The sequence below is a fragment of the Cellulosimicrobium cellulans genome, from assembly GCF_007679345.1.
Classification (GTDB): domain Bacteria; phylum Actinomycetota; class Actinomycetes; order Actinomycetales; family Cellulomonadaceae; genus Cellulomonas; species Cellulomonas cellulans_A.
Genome location: NZ_VEGH01000006.1, coordinates 197,652 through 213,064, shown reverse-complemented (window position 1 = coordinate 213,064; position 15,413 = coordinate 197,652). Strand labels below are relative to the sequence as shown.

Sequence of the window (15,413 nt, the reverse complement as noted above, 5' to 3'; positions counted from 1 at the left end):
CGCCAGGCTACCCCGCGCCGCTCAGGGCAGCGGGAGGGGGGCGGCCGGGGCGCGGCCCGGGGCCCAGGCGTACGACTCCGTCGGCAGGACCGGGGTGAGCACGAGGTTCGACAGGGCGTAGCAGGCCACGGCGTCCGGGTGGGCGAGCGGCGTGACGGCCTGGACCTGGGTGGCGTGGGCGCGCAGCGCGGCGAGCACGCGGTCCCGGACCGGCAGCACCGCGACGGCCAGGTCCACGGGCGCGTCGGTCGCGACCGACGGGAGCGGGCCCGCCGGGTCCGGCAGGGCCAGCGGGGCCTCCCGGGTCGCGCGGCGGTCGTCGGCGGCGGCCGCCAGCGCCGCCCGGGCGCCCGGGTCGGTCGCCAGGGCGGCGTATCCCGCGCGCAGGGCGGCCGCGGGCGCGACCGCCCAGGCGACGGCGGGCGCCCAGCCGTCGGCGGCGGCCGCCACGGCCAGCTCCACCGCCCGCATCGTGATCGCGTGCGCGCGCACGTGGTCCGGGTGCCCGTACCCGCCGCCCGGCTCGTAGGTCACGACCAGGTCCGGCCGCCGCTCCCGCAGCAGCCCGGCCAGCCGCCCGGCCGCGACGTCGAGCGGCACGGCGACGAGCGCCCCCGCGGGCACCTCCCCCGCGGCACCGGCGCGTCCGGCCCCGACCCAGGCCATCCCGGAGTCCTGGTACCGCGCACCGACCGCGCCTCCCCCGGCCGGATCGCCCGCCGAGACGGCAGAAGATGTCGCTGCCCGAGCCGCGAAGGCGGCATCTTCTGCGACCTCGGCGAGGTCGGCGGGGAGCGGGAGGGCGTCGAGGAAGTGCTGGGTGGCGCCCAGAGCGCCCACCGCCGCCGCCAGCTCGCTCTCGCGGTGCCGCGCGAGGGCCTCGCCGTCGCCCTCCAGGGCCGCCAGCGCGGCGCCGATCACCTCGCCGCGCTCGCCGCGGGTGCACGTCACCACCGTCGCGGGGAGGCGGGCCGACGCCCAGGTCGCGAGCAGCGCCCCGGTCGACAGCGTCTCGTCGTCCGGGTGCGCGTGCACCGCGAGCACGCCACCCGTGCGGGTCGGCGTGCTCGCGGCGTCGGTCATGCGGGCGGCGTCAGGCGCGCTTGGTGCGGGCCACGGCCCGGGCGCGCTCCGTCTGGTCCAGGATCACCTTGCGGATGCGGACGACCTCGGGGGTCACCTCGACGCACTCGTCCTCGCGGGCGAACTCCAGCGACTCCTCGAGGGTGAGGTGCCGCGGCGGCACCAGGTTCTCGAAGTTGTCGGCCGTGGAGGAGCGCATGTTGGTGAGCTTCTTCTCCTTGGTGATGTTCACGTCCATGTCCTCGGCGCGGGAGTTCTCGCCGACGATCATGCCCTCGTAGACCTCCTGCGTCGGGTCGACGAAGAACGACCCGCGCTCCTGGAGGTTGATCATCGCGAACGGCGTCACCGCACCGGCGCGGTCGGCGACCAGCGAGCCGGAGACCCGGGTCTCGATGGGGCCGGCCCACGGCTCGTAGCCCTCGGCGATCGACGAGGCGATGCCGGTGCCGCGGGTGTCGGTGAGGAACCGCGTGCGGAAGCCGATGAGGCCGCGCGACGGGACCAGGAACTCCATGCGGACCCAGCCGGTGCCGTGGTTCGACATGGTCTCCATGCGGCCCTTGCGCTGCGCGAGCAGCTGCGTGACGGCGCCCAGGTACTCCTCGGGCACGTCGATGGTCATGCGCTCGACCGGCTCGTGCACCTTGCCGTCGATCTTCTTGGTGACGACCTGCGGCTTGCCGACGGTGAGCTCGAAGCCCTCGCGGCGCATCTGCTCGACCAGGATCGCCAGCGCCAGCTCGCCGCGGCCCTGCACCTCCCAGGCGTCGGGGCGGTCGGTCGGGACGACGCGGAGCGACACGTTGCCGATCAGCTCCGAGTCGAGGCGGTCCTTGACCTGGCGGGCCGTGACCTTGTGGCCCTTGCCGCCCTTGCCGGCCAGCGGCGACGTGTTGATGCCGATCGTCATCGAGATGGCCGGGTCGTCGACCGTGATGAGCGGCAGCGGCCGCGGGTCGTCGGGGTCGGTCAGCGTCTCGCCGATGGTGATGTCCGCGATGCCCGCGACCGCGACGATGTCGCCGGGGCCGGCCTTCTCGGTCGGGACGCGGTCGAGCGCCTTCGTCTCGAGCAGCTCGGTGATGCGGACGTTCTGCATCGTGCCGTCGTGCCGCGCCCAGGCCACGGTCTGGCCCTTGGTGAGCTCGCCGTTGAAGATCCGGAGCAGCGCGAGCCGGCCGAGGAACGGCGAGGCGTCGAGGTTGGTGACGTGCGCCTGGAGCGGCGCGCCCTCGGTGTAGGTCGGCGCCGGGATCTTCTCGAGGATCGTGGCGAACAGCGGCTCCAGGTTCTCCGAGTCCGGCAGGCCCCCGTCGGCGGGCTGGGTCAGCGAGGCACGGCCGGCCTTGGCGGCGGCGTACACGACGGGGACGTCCAGGATGGCGTCGAGGTCCAGGTCCTCGACCTCGTCGTGCAGGTCGGAGGCCAGGCCGAGCAGCAGGTCGGTCGCCTCGGCGACGACCTCGGAGATCCGGGAGTCCGGGCGGTCGACCTTGTTCACGACCAGGATCACCGGCAGCTTCGCGGCCAGCGCCTTGCGCAGCACGAACCGGGTCTGCGGCAGCGGGCCCTCGGACGCGTCGACCAGCAGCACGACGCCGTCGACCATCGACAGGCCGCGCTCGACCTCGCCGCCGAAGTCGGCGTGGCCCGGGGTGTCGATGACGTTGATGGTGATCCCGTCGGGCTGACCCGCCGCGGCCGCCGCGGGGCCGGCGTACCGGACCGCGGTGTTCTTCGCGAGGATCGTGATGCCCTTCTCGCGCTCGAGGTCGCCCGAGTCCATCGCGCGCTCGTCCACGTGGGCGTGCGCACCGAAGGCGCCGGACTGGTGGAGCATCGCGTCGACCAGCGTGGTCTTGCCGTGGTCGACGTGCGCGACGATCGCGACGTTGCGCAGGTCGCCGCGCACGCGCGTGCCCGTGGGCGAGGTGGGCACAGTCATGTCAGGACTCGTTTCCGCGAGGAAGTGGGGAGATGAGGGGCGCGACGACGTCGAGCGCCGATCGATTGTACGCGCACGCGCGCCCCGGCACGAGGAGGGGTCGTGCCGGGGCGCGCGGGGGACGGGCTGCGGGTGCGGGTCAGACCGACCCGTCGCCGCCGCCCCGGGGGCGGAGGTTGCCGTCGTACCGGCCCGCGTTGGTGACCTGCTCGTCCTCGAACGCCTGGACGCGCTGCCCGTCGGCCACGGCCGACTCGGCGGCCGAGGTGCCGGCGGGCGCGGCCGCGGCGAGCAGCCGGTCCCGCTCCTCGCGGCGCAGCTTCTGCTCGGCCGGGTTCGGCACGGGCACCGCGGCGAGCAGGCGCCGGGTGTAGTCCTGCTGCGGCGCGCGCAGGATCTGCTCGCGCGGGCCGACCTCGACCAGGTCGCCCTTGCTCATCACGGCGATCCGGTTGGACAGGATCTCGACGACCGCGAGGTCGTGGCTGATGAACAGGCAGGCGAACCCGTACTCGCGCTGCAGCTCCTGGAACAGCTCCAGCACCCGCGCCTGGACCGACACGTCGAGCGCGGACGTCGGCTCGTCGGCGATGAGCAGCTTGGGCGACAGGGCCAGGGCGCGGGCGATGCCGACGCGCTGGCGCTGGCCGCCGGACAGCTCGTGCGGGTAGCGGTTCCGCATGGCGCGGGGCAGGTGCACCCGGTCCAGCAGGGACTCGACCCGGCGGTCCAGGTCGGCGCCCGAGGCGATCTTGTGCAGCTTGAGCGGCTCGCCGATGGACTCGCCGATCGGCAGGCGCGGGTTCAGCGAGGAGCCCGGGTCCTGGAACACGATCGAGACGTCCTGGCGGACGGCGCGCAGGTCCTTCGGCTTGATGCCGGCCAGCTCGACGCCGTTGACCGAGAGCGAGCCGCCGGCGACCGGCAGCAGGCCGACCGCGGCACGGCCGACGGTGGTCTTGCCGGAGCCCGACTCACCGACGAGACCGACGACCTCGCCCTTCCCGATGGACAGGTCGATGCCGTTGATCGCCCGGAAGGCGGGCACGCGGCCGCGGCCCGGGTACTCGATGACGAGGCCCTTCGCCTCGAGCGCGTAGCCGGTCTGCGCGGCGTCCAGGACGCCCGGCCGCGGCAGGGGCTGGCCGAGCGGCCGCTCCGAGACGTGCAGCGCCGCCGTGCCCTCGGCGGCGGCGACGGGGTGCTCGCCGTGCAGGCCGGACGCGGCGAAGGTCTCCGAGCCGAGGTGCGGGACGGCGTCCAGCAGCTGGCGCGTGTACTCGTGCTGCGGGCGGTTGAAGACCTCGTCGGCCGAGCCCGACTCGACCACGCGGCCGTTCTTCATCACCATGACGCGGTCCGACAGGTCCGCGACCACGCCCATGTCGTGGGTGATGAGGATGATGCCGGCGTCGACGCGGTGCCGCAGGTCGCGCATCAGCTTGAGGATCTCGGCCTGGACCGTCACGTCGAGCGCGGTCGTCGGCTCGTCGGCGATGAGCAGCTTGGGCTCGCAGGCGAGCGCCTGGGCGATCATCGCGCGCTGGCGCTGACCGCCGGAGAGCTGGTGCGGGTACTTGTCGACCGACTCCTCCGGGTTCGGCAGGTCGACCATGCGCAGCAGCTCGATCGCGCGGGCGCGGGCCTGCTTCGGCGTCATGTCGAAGTGCACGCGGAGCGTCTCGACGATCTGGAACCCGACGGTGTAGACCGGGTTCAGCGCCGTCATCGGCTCCTGGAAGATGACCGAGACGTCCTTGCCGCGGACCTTGCTCAGCTGCTTGTGGGTGAGGCCGAGCAGCTCCCGGCCCGCGAGCCTGGCGGAGCCCTCCGCGCGGCCGTTCGGCGGCAGCAGGCCGATCAGCGACATCGACGACTGCGTCTTGCCGGAGCCGGACTCGCCGACGATCGCGAGGACCTCGCCCGGGCGGACGTCGTAGGACACGTCCTGGGCCGCCGGGAACCACTCGCCGTCGACGAAGAACTCGACGCGCAGGTCGCGGACCTCGAGGATCGGCGCCTTGGCGTCGGCCGCGGGTGCCCCCGGGCTGGTGGCGTAGTCAGTGGTCACGGTTCACGAGATCCTTCCGTGGGACGACCCGATGTGTGCGGGCCGCGCGACGTCGAGAGGGGCGGACGTCCGCTGGTCTGGGACGATGGCCGCATGGTCTCGGCGGACGTGGTGGAGTACAGACCGGCCTTCGGCCGGGTGCTGGCGGTGGTCGTGGCGGTCCTGGGCCTCGGCGGCCTGGTGACCGGGCTGGTGGCCGACGCGGGGGCGACGTGGCCCTACGTGGCACCGGTGGTGCTGGTGGTGCTGTGGGTGTGGGCCGCCTACTGGCGTCCGGCCGTGCTGGTCAGCCCCGCGGGCGTCGAGCTCAGGAACGTCACCCGGACGATCGAGCTGCCCTGGCCGACGATCCAGCGGGTCGACACCCGCTACGCGCTCACGCTGCACACCGCCTACGGCGACTACGCCGCCTGGGCCGCGCCGGCGCCCGGCCGCACGCGCGTGGCGACCTCCGGCAAGGCGGACGTCGCGGACCTGCCGGGCTCGACCTACGGCCCCGGCGGGACCGTGCGCCCCGGCGACCTCGCGTCGAGCGCCTCCGGCCAGGCGGCCATCATCGTGCGCCGCCGCTGGGAGGAGCTGCGCGACGCGGGCGTCCTGGACGACCCGCGCCTCGAGCGCGCCACCCCGCGGGTGCGCTGGCACGCCGGCACGCTGGCCGCGATCGCCGTGCTGATCGCGGCCAGCGTGCTGACCGTGGCGCTCTGACACGTCAGGCTCGCGCCGCGGCCCGGGCCTGGGCGCGGGCCTTGCGGGCGTCCGCCTTCGCCAGGGCCCGCTTGGTCGGGATGCGCCGCTGCCGCGGGTCGAAGGCGTCGCGCAGGCCGTCACCGATGAAGTTCACGCACAGCGCGATCGTCACGATGAACAGGCCGGGCCACCAGAACAGCCAGGGCCGCGTGGCGAACGCGGTCTGGTACTCGTTGATGAGCTGACCCAGCGACACCTCGGGGCTGCTGATGCCGAAGCCGAGGTAGGACAGCGCGGTCTCCAGCAGGATCGCGGAGGCCATGAGCAGCGTCGCGTTGACGATGATCACGCCGACCGCGTTCGGCAGGATGTGCTTGAACATGATCCGCGCGTTCGACGCGCCGGCCACGCGGGCCGCGTCCACGAACTCCCGCTCGCGCAGGGTGAGGAACTGCCCGCGCACCAGACGCGCCATGTTCGTCCAGGACACCAGCGACAGCGCGATGGCCAGCGACCACGGGTTCGCGCCGCCGACCAGCACGCCGAGGATGGCGCCGATCATGATGACCGGGATCGTGATGATCATGTCGGTGAACCGCATGAGCAGGTCGTCCAGGCGGCCGCGGAAGAAGCCCGCCAGCGCGCCGACGAGGACGCCGATCGTGGTCGACAGGAGGCCGATCACGAACATGACGGTGAGCGACTGCTGCGTGCCGCGCATGACGAGCGCGAAGCCGTCGTGGCCGATGTTGTCCTGGCCGAACGGGTGCTCGCCGAAGTGGAACCCGCCGTCGAAGCCCATCGTCGGGGCGCCGCCCGCGTTCACGATGTCGCTGGTCTCGCGGTAGCCGTACTTCCACCATCCGGGGATCGGGCCCCAGCCGATGGACGTCGTCACGAGGACGACGACCGCGACCAGCACGACGGCCGAGATCATCGCGCCGCGGTGCCGCAGGAAGCGCCGCAGGACGATGCGGCCCTGCGAGAGGCCCTCGACCTCCTTGAGCTCGATGGCGTTCTCGGTGTTCTCGACCGCGGCCTTCGGGTCGGTGATGCCCTCGTTCGGCTCGAGGGGAGGAGTGATGCTCATGAGTTCACCCGGATCCGGGGGTCGAGCGCCGCGTACACGAAGTCGACCACGATGTTGGCGAGGACGAGGAGGGTGCCGGTCACGAGGAAGTACCCCATGATCGGGTCCGCGTCCTTGGCGCCCAGGGACTTGATGAACAGCGCGCCCATGCCGCTCCACGCGAAGATGCGCTCGGTGATGATCGCGCCGCCGAACAGGGCCGCGATGTCCAGCGGCACCACGGTGGCGAGCGGGATGAGCGCGTTGCGGAACGCGTGCCGCGTGGTCACGACCCGCTCCGAGAGGCCCTTGGCCCGCGCGGTGCGGATGTAGTCCTGGTTCATCACCTCGAGCAGGCTCGCCCGGGAGTACCGGGTGTAGCTCGCGAACGAGATGAGGATCAGCGCGATCGTCGGCAGCACGAGGTGCGTGAACTTGTCGAGCGACTCCACCCAGAAGTCGCCGGACAGGCCGGGCGTCTGCGAGCCGATCGTCGCGATCGGGCGGCCGTTGATCACCGACGCGTTCGAGTACGTGTACCAGACCGCCATGACGCGGTCGACGAAGATCAGCACGCCCACGCCCACGGCGGTGACGGCCGCGGCCCGCATCGAGACCGCCCGGTCGTACCCGCCGAACAGGTAGCCGACGACCAGGCCGACCACGACCGACGCGATCGCCAGGCCGATGATCAGCAGCCAGGTCGCGTTCACGAAGGCGAACTGCAGCGGGTAGTACAGCGCGGCGCCGATCGCGACCGTGGTCAGCGAGGCGTACAGGGCGCGGCGGTTGTCCAGGCCCGCGCTGAGCGCGACCACGCCGAACGCGATGCCGACGCCGAGGACGAGCACGCCCACCAGGCCGAGGCTCGGGTTCAGCAGCCAGTCGGAGTTCGAGATGAACAGCAGCGCGCCGGCGGTGGCGACGAGCGCCGCACCGAACGACACCCAGCGGGTGCGGGTGCTGCCGCCGATGATCGACGACCAGAGCACGCCCGAGATCACGGACAGCAGGGCGATCCACAGCGGCGGGACCGTCGGGTCCGCGAGGAAGTCGTTGAAGCCGATGGCGCCCCAGAGCTTGAGGAGCACCGCGACCCAGAACGAGGGCAGCGAGTACAGGACGAACGACAGGAACGTCACGCTGTAGTCGAACCGCGTGTACTGGCGCAGGGCCGACACGATGCCGACCAGGACGCCCAGGCCGATGGCGAGCAGCGTCGACGCGGCGACGAGCTGCACGGTGCTCGGGATCGCGGAGCCCAGCAGGGCGGTGACCGGCTGGCCGGAGACCCAGCTGGAGCCGAGGTCACCGGTGAACAGCGCGCCGAGCCACTTGAAGTAGCGGATGACGGGCGGCGTGTCCAGGTCGAGCGCCATGGTGCGGGCCGCGATCAGCGCCTCCTTGTTCGGCGCCGTGCTCGTCCGCAGGTCCTCGAGGGGGTCCAGGGAGTACGCCAGGAGCATGTAGACGATGAACGTCGCTCCCAGCAGCACGATCGCCGACGACACGAGGCGTCGACCGAGGAAGGTCAGGGTGGGCGCCGCGTTCCGGAACCAGGAACGTCGCGCCGTGACCGGTGCGTCGGGCGCGGAGCGCGCGCCGGAGGCACGGGTCGTCACAGAGGTGGCCATGGGGTCCTTGCCTCACGGGAAGGGGGGTACTCGCAAAGCGCAAGTGTAGGCACTCCGGATAGGGGTGCTGCGCCCGGGCCGGGGTCGGCCGTGGGTACCCGTACGGCTGTGGTACTGGAAGGGGCACGGCAACGGGGGTACCGCGGTGGCCGCGGTACCCCCGTGCCGGCGTCGCTCCTCGGGGAGGAGCGTCAGGTCAGTGCGTCACTCGGTCTCGGTCGCCGTCGGCGCCTCGATGGAGTCGTCCGCGCTGATCTCCCAGTCCCAGTAGTTCCAGAAGATCGTCGGCGAGAGCGCGATGGTCGAGACGCCCTCGAGGACGTCGCGGTGCGCGACCACGCCGGGGAACTGGAAGATGTTGACGCCGAAGGCGTCCTGGTTGAGCTTCTGCTCGATCTGGATCGCGAGCTCGGTCTCCTTGTCGGCGTCCGTGTTCGTCGCGACCTCGGCCCACAGGGCGTCGACCTCGGGGTTCGAGTAGCCGCCGTAGTTGTTCTGCCCGCCGGTCACGTAGTTCGCCTCGGCGTTCAGGATGAACGTGTTGGTGGACTGCCAGCCGAACAGCGACGCGTCGTACGTGCCGGTGCCCAGGATCGTGCCCCAGTTGTCGTCACCGTTGTCGATGACGTTGAAGCCGGCCTGCGAGGCGGACGCCGAGATGAGCTGGAACTCGTTGGCGCGGCGCACGTTCGACTTGCCGTACAGGAAGCGGACGTCGACCGGGGTGGTCACGCCGGCCTCGGCGAGCAGCGCCTTGGCGCCCTCGATGTCCACGTCGGCCCAGGCGTCGGAGCCGTTGCCGGCGACGACCTCGTCGTAGCTCGGGGCACCCGGCACGATGAGGAAGGAGTCACGGGTGGTGGCGTCCTCCTGCAGCGGCTGGATGAGCTTCTCGATGATCTCCTGGCGCGGGATCGTCTTGAGGAACGCCTCGCGGACCTTGCGGGCCTTCTCGGCGTCGCCGCCGTAGGTCGCCGGGTCGAACGGGCCACCGTTGTCGAAGGTCAGGTCGACGTGCTCGTAGGTGCCCTCGGGGGCCGAGGTGTAGGAGACGCCGTCGATGCCGTCGAGCGTCGCGAGGACGTCCACGGACGACTGCGGGGCGATGAGGTCGACCTCACCGTTCTGCAGCGCGGTCACCGACGCCAGCGGGTCCTCGGTGTAGCGGACCGTGATCGAGTCGACCTTCGGCTCCGGGCCCCAGTTGTAGTCCTCGTTGCGGGTCAGCGTGAGGTACTGGTTCTCGACGTAGTCCGAGATGACGTACGGGCCGTACGAGAGGTACAGGTCCGGGTCGTCCGGCAGCGAGGTGAAGTTGAACGCGTTCGTCCAGGTGTCCGCGATCTTCGCGAGCGCCGCGGCGTCGTTGTTCTCGAACGCGTCCTCGACGGCCTGCTTGGCCTCGGCCGGGTCGTCGATGCCGAGCGCCAGCTTGCCGACCACGTGGGCGGCGACCGGGCTGGGCTGGTTCATCGACACCTCCCAGTCGGAGCGCGGGGTGTCGTAGACGTACGTGACCGAGCGGCCGTCGTCGCCGATCTCCGGGAACTCGGAGATGGCGGTCATGGCCGGCGAGGAGGAGTCGAAGTAGACCTGGCCGTCGCCGACGATGGCGTTGCCCTCGTCGTCCGTCTCCACGTCGGAGGCCGCGACCGTGTCGAACTTGTCGTTCTGGGCGCCCCAGAACAGGATCATGTCCGCCGCGTCGACCGCGGTGCCGTCCGACCAGGTGACGCCCTCGTTGACCGTGTACTTGACGGTCAGCGGGTCCTCGGAGACGACCTCGTACGTGCCGAAGTCCTCGTTCTTCGCGAGGTTCAGGTCGCCGTCGTAGTAGTTGAAGAACGAGGTCGTCAGGTAGACGATGTTCGCGTTCGTCGTGGCGTTGCCGTTGGCCGTCAGGTTGTTGGTCGAGCGGAAGGGCTCGTTCCACCCGACGTTGACCGAGGTCGTCTCCTCGATCTCGCTCTGCTGCGCCGGGCTGGAGCACGCGGTGAGCACGAGGGCCCCCGCCGCCACCGCGGCCGCCGCGGCGCTGAATCGCCTGATCTTCAATGTTCCTCCTGTGAAGGTGGCGCCCACCCGTCCTCGCGCCGCGCGGGCCGACCTCCAGGGGTCGTCCCGAGCGCGGCAGACGTGCGGTCCCGCCGTGGATGGGGCAACGCTAGTGACCCCACTTGGGACAAAACGGACACATCCCCCCGTCGGAGGCGATCGTTACCGGATCGATACTGAGCAGTAGTGTCCAGCATTCAAGACGGAACCTGCCGGAAACACGGCGGAAACATGCCAGTCAGGGCATCCCCGGCAGGTGGATGCCCTCGTCCGGGGCCTCCGGCTCAGCGCGGAACCGGGGCCCTGTGCTATGGGGTGACCTGTCGGTCGCGTGCCTCCCGGCGTCGCGACGCCCTCGTCCCGGCGCCGGGTGTGACGAGCATCGCACGCGGCGGCCCGTCCGGCGCGCCGTCAGCCCGCGGCGGCGACGGTCTCGACGTTGAGGATGTTCCCGTCCGGGTCGGCGAACCACACCGCCCGCATCGGCCCGTCCGTCAGGACGCCGTCCAGCCACGACCCCGACGGCAGCTCGAACGTCTGGAGCTCGACCCCGCCGGCGCGCAGCGCGGCGACCTCGGCGTCGAAGGCGTCACCGGGGACCTGGAACGTCACGGCGGTCGCCCGGTTCGTCCCGGCGTAGGCGGACGGGTACACCAGGATCCCGCCCTCCTTCGTCGCGTAGACGACGCCCGCGCCCTCGGTCTCGTCGAGCCCCGGCACCTCCGCCCGCCGGAAGCCCAGGGTCTGCTCGTAGAACCGGCGCGCGCGGTCGAGGTCCCGCACGGCGAGGCAGGGCATCGCGGGGTGGTCGGACAGCATGGTCGCCTCCAGCGCGGGCCCGCCGACGGCCGGCCGGCCGGCGCCCGCAGCGTACGGCTGGCCGCTCGCAGCCCGGTCGCGGCGCCGGCGCGGCGTCAGGCCGGCGCCGAGCCGGCCCGGGCGCGGCGGCGGTAGGCGCGCGCCTTCATCACGTCGCCGCACTCGCCCATCGAGCACCACCGGCCCGACCGGTTGCGCGAGCCGTCGTGGTAGACCCACTGGCAGTCCGGGTTGGCGCACGCCTTGAGGCGCGCCCACTCCCCCGCGGCGACCGCGCGGTGCAGCGCGGCGAGCACGCCCGCGACCAGCGCCGCGTCCGGGCCGGCCCCGGGCGCGGGGACGAGGGTGAGCGCGGCGGTCCCGGGGTCGCCCGGCGCGACGACGAGCGGGTACCGCGCCGCGAGCGCGGCCAGCGCGGCCGGCTCGCCGCCGCCGAGGTACCCGCGGAGCACGTCGCGGGCCTCGACGAGCGCCGCAGGGCCGGAGCCGCGGAGCGGGTCGACCCCGTGGAACCGGTCGTCCGTGTTCAGCAGCGCGCGCAGCCCCTCCGTCGCGTCCGGCGCGACGCCGGGCTCGACGCCCCGGACCACCCAGGCGTCGAGCGGGTCGGGGCTCTTGACGGCGGACATGGGTCTGAGGATAGTCGTCACCACCGTTCGGCGATAGCCGGTGACGTCCGCAGGGGCGACGTCACCGGTGCCGGGCGTCCCGACCAGCCCCGCCGAGCGAGAGCGAGCCGACGATGACGACGACCACCGACCGTCCGGGGTGCGACACCTCCGACCTGCTGCACATCCACCAGCTGTTCCGGCGGGCGTTCGCCGACGCGCCCGGCCTCGTCCGCGGCGTCCGGGACGGCGACGTCGGCCGGATGCGGGTCGTCGCCGCGCACGTCCGGGAGGTCGCGACCGGCCTGCACCACCATCACGAGGGCGAGGACCAGCTGCTCTGGGACCGCCTCGAGCAGCGCTCCCCCGCCTGCGCCCTGCACGTCGGGCTGATGCGCGCGCAGCACGCGACCGTCGCCGAGCTGCTGCGCGACCTGGACGCCGCGCTGCCCGCCTGGGAGGACGGCGCGCCGGCGACCGCGCGCGACGGCGTCGCCCGGGTGCTGGACGACCTGCACGCCCTGCTCGTGCTGCACCTCGGCCAGGAGGAGGAGCGCATCCTGCCGACGGCGTCGAGCGTGCTCAGCCAGCGCGAGTGGGACCAGCTGCACGAGCACGGGATGGCCGCGGTGCCGCGCAGCCGGCTGCTCATCCAGCTGGGCTGGATCCTGGACGCCGTGCCGCCCGCGGAGCGCGCGGGCTGGCTGCGCACCAACCTGCCCGCGCCGGCCCGGCTGCTCTGGCACACCGTCGGGCGCCGGCGGTTCGCCGCGCACCGCGCGCGGGTCTACGGCGTCGGGTGACCCCGCCGGGCCGTCGGGCGCGGGGAGGTAACCCCGCCCGGGTGAGGACGCCCCACCCGCCCCTTCCTAGCGTGGGCCTCGTCGCCGGCGACGGCGCGGAGAGGGGGGCCTGATGTCCGCAGAGACCGCACCCACCACCGGTGAGCCCGTCGGGCGGCACCGCGCGGGCGACGCCCCGGAGCCGCCCGCCGCGGACGCCCCGGCGGGCCGCACCCCGGTGCCGGCGGCCCAGTGGATCTCCTGGGTCGCTCTCGCCATGATGACCACCAGCTCGGTGGCCAGCCTGCGCGCGGCGCCGACCATGGCGATCTACGGCCTCGCCGCGGTGTTCCTGTACGTCGTCCCGGCCATCGTGTTCCTGCTGCCGACCTCGCTGGTGTCCGCCGAGCTCGCGTCCGGCTGGAAGGGCGGCGTCTACAACTGGGTGTCCGAGGGCATCTCGAAGCCCGCCGGGTTCCTCGCGGTCTGGTGCCAGTTCGCGATGACGATCTTCTACTACCCGACGCTGCTCGGCTTCGTGGCCAGCACGCTCGCGTACGTCATCAACCCGGACCTGGCGACCAGCGGCGTGTGGACGGCCGCGGTCATCGTGATCGTCTACTGGAGCGGTGTCTGGGTGTCGTCCCGCGGCACCAAGGCGATCGCGGGGCTCGCCTCCGGCGGCCTCATCATCGGCACGCTGATCCCCGGGGTGCTGCTCGTGACCCTCGGCGTCGTGTTCCTCGGGCAGGGCAACCCGTCGGCGGCCCCGATGGACGCCGAGCACCTGCTGCCCGCGTGGGCCGGCCTGTCCAGCCTCGTGCTGATCGTGAACAACTTCCTGTCCTACTCGGGCATGGAGATGAACGCGGTGCACGTCTCGTCGCTGCGGAACCCCGGGCGCGAGTTCCCGCGGTCGATGTTCCTGGCGATGGGGATGGTGCTGCTCATCTTCATCCTGCCGGCGCTCGCCATCTCCTGGTTCGTCCCCGCGGAGGAGCTGTCGCTCACGGCCGGGATCATGCAGGCGTTCGACGCCGTGTTCGCCCAGTTCGGCTGGCAGTGGCTGACCCCGGTCATCGGGATCATGCTCGTCGCCGCCTCCGTCGGCGGGATGCTCACCTGGCTCGCCGGGCCGTCGAAGGGCCTGCTGCTGATCTCCCGGCAGGAGGGCTACCTGCCGCCGTTCCTGCAGCGGCTCAACAAGAACGGCGTCCAGCAGAACATCCTGGTCGCCCAGGGCGCCGTCACGACCGTCATCGCCCTCGGCTACGCGCTCATCCCCTCGGTGTCGAGCGCGTACTGGGTGTTCTCGGTCATCACGACGCAGGTCTACCTGATCATGTACCTGCTCATGTTCGTGGCAGCCGTGCGGCTGCGGCGGCTGCACGCCGACCACCCGCGCGGCTACCGCGCCCCGATCATCCGCACGCTGTGCGGCGTCGGCTTCGTGGCCTCGGCCGCCGCGCTGCTCGTCGGGTTCGTCCCGCCCTCCCAGCTCGGCACCGGCAGCCCGTGGGTCTACGTCGTGGTCGTCGGCGGCGGCGCCCTCGGCCTCGGCCTGCTCGTGCCGTTCCTGTTCTACCGGTCCCGCAAGCCCACGTGGCGGCTCGCGGAGGCGCAGCAACCGGAGGTGAGCGCGTCATGACCGTGCCCGTCGAGACCTCGACCCGCCGCGAGCGCGGCTGGGTCTACGGGGTGAGCATCGCGGTCCTCGCGGTGCTGGTGCTCATCGCCCTGCTGTCGTTCCGCTCCGCGCGGCAGGACGCCGAGGCGCAGGACAAGGCCCAGGAGCTGGTCGACGCGATGGCCGCGTCCGGCGCCACCCGGCTGCCGTCCGCCGACCGGGTCGCCGCGGTGCTCGGCGCCGACGGCGGCGTCGTCTGCGCCGACCCCGCGTCCGCCCTCGGGAAGGCGGCGCTGTTCCGCGGCCTGGCGAACGGCGCCACCGGCCCGGGGAGCCGGCCGACGCTCGCCGCCGACCGCGCCGTGCGCGCCGAGCTGCTGATCGTCGAGGTCTACTGCCCGGAGCACCTGGCCGACCTGCAGGCGGTGGTGGACGACCTGCAGCTCGCGGACACCGGGTCCTGACACCGGGGACGCCGGACGCCGGACCCGTCAGGATCGGAGAAGCACGGCGCCGGCCGCGGCTCCTACGGTGGGCTCACGCACCGCACCCCGCCGAGCAGGAGGCACCGAGCATGACCGAGACCCGCGAGCCCACCGCGAACTTCACCGCCGAGGAGCGCGCCGCGATGCAGGAGCGCGCCGCCGAGGTCCGCACCGCCCGCAAGCGGGGCAAGGCCGCCGGCGACCCGGAGGCCGAGCTGCTCGCGAAGATCGCCGAGCTGCCGGACGAGGACCGGGCGATGGCCGAGCGGATCCACGCGATCGTCCGCGAGGTCGCGCCCGGGCTCACCCCCCGCACCTGGTACGGGATGCCGGCCTACGGCGCCACGAAGGCCGTGCTGTTCTTCCAGCCGGCGTCCAAGTTCAAGGCCCGGTACGCGACGCTCGGGTTCAACGACGACGCGCGGCTGGACGACGGTGGGATGTGGCCGACGGCGTACGCGCTGACCCGGGTCGGCGAGGCCGAGGAGGCGGCGATCCGGGACCTGGTGCGGCGGGCCGCCGGGGAGGGGTGAGGGCGCTCG

Annotated in this window: 13 protein-coding genes; 5 read left to right on the top strand and 8 right to left on the bottom strand. The window is 72.7% G+C overall.

The genetic code is table 11. The features are described from left to right. Positions 1 to 21 precede the first annotated feature (21 nt). The 3 genes from FS882_RS10165 to FS882_RS10155 form a co-directional block, all read right to left on the bottom strand. The gene (locus FS882_RS10165; protein WP_158372939.1) at positions 22 to 1,083 is read right to left on the bottom strand and encodes a PIG-L family deacetylase; all 1,062 of its coding nucleotides are present in this window, start codon (positions 1,081 to 1,083) and stop codon (positions 22 to 24) included. Between the two features lie 10 nt (positions 1,084 to 1,093). Further along, positions 1,094 to 3,031, bottom strand: coding sequence for a translational GTPase TypA (typA, locus tag FS882_RS10160; RefSeq protein WP_158372938.1), 1,938 nt, complete (start codon positions 3,029 to 3,031; stop codon positions 1,094 to 1,096). Between the two features lie 139 nt (positions 3,032 to 3,170). Next, positions 3,171 to 5,102, bottom strand: a complete 1,932-nt coding sequence (locus tag FS882_RS10155) for an ABC transporter ATP-binding protein (RefSeq protein ID WP_158372937.1) — start codon at positions 5,100 to 5,102, stop codon at positions 3,171 to 3,173. A gap of 93 nt (positions 5,103 to 5,195) precedes the next feature. On the opposite strand from FS882_RS10155, the gene FS882_RS10150 reads away from it, so the two are divergent. Next, on the top strand, positions 5,196 to 5,810 hold the full coding sequence (locus tag FS882_RS10150) for a PH domain-containing protein (RefSeq protein WP_158372936.1): 615 nt from the start codon (positions 5,196 to 5,198) through the stop codon (positions 5,808 to 5,810). A gap of 4 nt (positions 5,811 to 5,814) precedes the next feature. Here FS882_RS10150 and FS882_RS10145 read toward each other — a convergent pair whose 3' ends face one another. From FS882_RS10145 to FS882_RS21370, 5 genes are all read right to left on the bottom strand, one after another. Continuing rightward, positions 5,815 to 6,882, bottom strand: a complete 1,068-nt coding sequence (locus FS882_RS10145; protein WP_158372935.1) for an ABC transporter permease — start codon at positions 6,880 to 6,882, stop codon at positions 5,815 to 5,817. Continuing rightward, positions 6,879 to 8,495, bottom strand: a complete 1,617-nt coding sequence (locus FS882_RS10140; RefSeq protein ID WP_158372934.1) for an ABC transporter permease — start codon at positions 8,493 to 8,495, stop codon at positions 6,879 to 6,881. Before FS882_RS10140 ends, FS882_RS10145 begins: the two co-directional genes overlap by 4 nt. 204 nt (positions 8,496 to 8,699) lie before the next feature. Beyond that, the gene (locus FS882_RS10135; RefSeq protein ID WP_158372933.1) at positions 8,700 to 10,550 is read right to left on the bottom strand and encodes an ABC transporter family substrate-binding protein; all 1,851 of its coding nucleotides are present in this window, start codon (positions 10,548 to 10,550) and stop codon (positions 8,700 to 8,702) included. Between the two features lie 411 nt (positions 10,551 to 10,961). After that, positions 10,962 to 11,369, bottom strand: coding sequence for a VOC family protein (locus FS882_RS10130; RefSeq protein ID WP_158372932.1), 408 nt, complete (start codon positions 11,367 to 11,369; stop codon positions 10,962 to 10,964). A 95-nt stretch (positions 11,370 to 11,464) separates the two neighbouring features. Further along, complete coding sequence (locus tag FS882_RS21370; protein ID WP_222848185.1) at positions 11,465 to 11,998, bottom strand: CGNR zinc finger domain-containing protein; 534 nt, start codon at positions 11,996 to 11,998, stop codon at positions 11,465 to 11,467. Between the two features lie 113 nt (positions 11,999 to 12,111). Between FS882_RS21370 and FS882_RS10120 the strand changes: the two genes are divergently transcribed. The 4 genes from FS882_RS10120 (at position 12,112) to FS882_RS10105 (ending at position 15,404) form a co-directional block, all read left to right on the top strand. Continuing rightward, positions 12,112 to 12,780, top strand: coding sequence for a hemerythrin domain-containing protein (locus tag FS882_RS10120; protein WP_158372931.1), 669 nt, complete (start codon positions 12,112 to 12,114; stop codon positions 12,778 to 12,780). A 112-nt stretch (positions 12,781 to 12,892) separates the two neighbouring features. Beyond that, positions 12,893 to 14,407, top strand: a complete 1,515-nt coding sequence (locus FS882_RS10115; protein WP_158372930.1) for an APC family permease — start codon at positions 12,893 to 12,895, stop codon at positions 14,405 to 14,407. After that, a complete protein-coding gene (locus tag FS882_RS10110) occupies positions 14,404 to 14,850 on the top strand; it encodes a hypothetical protein (RefSeq protein WP_158372929.1) in 447 nt (148 codons plus the stop codon). Before FS882_RS10115 ends, FS882_RS10110 begins: the two co-directional genes overlap by 4 nt. 110 nt (positions 14,851 to 14,960) lie before the next feature. After that, positions 14,961 to 15,404, top strand: a complete 444-nt coding sequence (locus FS882_RS10105) for an iron chaperone (RefSeq protein WP_158372928.1) — start codon at positions 14,961 to 14,963, stop codon at positions 15,402 to 15,404. Positions 15,405 to 15,413 lie beyond the last annotated feature (9 nt).

Coding starts and splice junctions, on each gene's coding strand:
- FS882_RS10150 (WP_158372936.1), top strand. CDS start 5,196: ATGGTCTCGGCGGACGTGGTGGAGTACAGACCGGCCTTCGGCCGGGTG.
- FS882_RS10165 (WP_158372939.1), bottom strand. CDS start 1,083: ATGACCGACGCCGCGAGCACGCCGACCCGCACGGGTGGCGTGCTCGCG.
- FS882_RS10145 (WP_158372935.1), bottom strand. CDS start 6,882: ATGAGCATCACTCCTCCCCTCGAGCCGAACGAGGGCATCACCGACCCG.
- FS882_RS21370 (WP_222848185.1), bottom strand. CDS start 11,998: ATGTCCGCCGTCAAGAGCCCCGACCCGCTCGACGCCTGGGTGGTCCGG.
- FS882_RS10115 (WP_158372930.1), top strand. CDS start 12,893: ATGTCCGCAGAGACCGCACCCACCACCGGTGAGCCCGTCGGGCGGCAC.
- FS882_RS10110 (WP_158372929.1), top strand. CDS start 14,404: ATGACCGTGCCCGTCGAGACCTCGACCCGCCGCGAGCGCGGCTGGGTC.
- FS882_RS10120 (WP_158372931.1), top strand. CDS start 12,112: ATGACGACGACCACCGACCGTCCGGGGTGCGACACCTCCGACCTGCTG.
- FS882_RS10105 (WP_158372928.1), top strand. CDS start 14,961: ATGACCGAGACCCGCGAGCCCACCGCGAACTTCACCGCCGAGGAGCGC.
- typA (WP_158372938.1), bottom strand. CDS start 3,031: ATGACTGTGCCCACCTCGCCCACGGGCACGCGCGTGCGCGGCGACCTG.
- FS882_RS10140 (WP_158372934.1), bottom strand. CDS start 8,495: ATGGCCACCTCTGTGACGACCCGTGCCTCCGGCGCGCGCTCCGCGCCC.
- FS882_RS10130 (WP_158372932.1), bottom strand. CDS start 11,369: ATGCTGTCCGACCACCCCGCGATGCCCTGCCTCGCCGTGCGGGACCTC.